Consider the following 276-nt stretch of genomic DNA (forward strand, 5'->3'; position numbering starts at 1 on the left):
GTTCGAGGCTTCCACCCGGCTGACCGTGCCGCCGACCATGACCGCGCCGAGTTCCACCGGCGGCGCGTAGGACGGCGCGTCGCTCATCCGTCCGCGCATGTAGGGATCGAGCGACAGGTAGACGGTGCGCAGCAGCACCTGGCCCGCGCCGGGCTCAGGAAGCGGAACCTGCTCGATGCGGAAGTTATCCCGGGTCGGGGCGCCGTGGGGGCGCGAGGCGAGGACGATGCGGCGGTTGACCTGCGTGGATTGGGACATTTCCAGACTCCTCTGTCT

General features: G+C 69.2%; 1 pseudogene. It reads right to left on the bottom strand.

The window, feature by feature from the left end:
* Positions 1–258: pseudogene (locus G5A07_RS21260) on the bottom strand (NADP-dependent oxidoreductase); the annotation flags it as partial.
* Between the last annotated feature and the right edge of the window lie 18 nt (positions 259–276).

The organism is Stenotrophomonas sp. AS012628, assembly GCF_010608305.1.
Classification (GTDB): domain Bacteria; phylum Pseudomonadota; class Gammaproteobacteria; order Xanthomonadales; family Xanthomonadaceae; genus Stenotrophomonas; species Stenotrophomonas geniculata.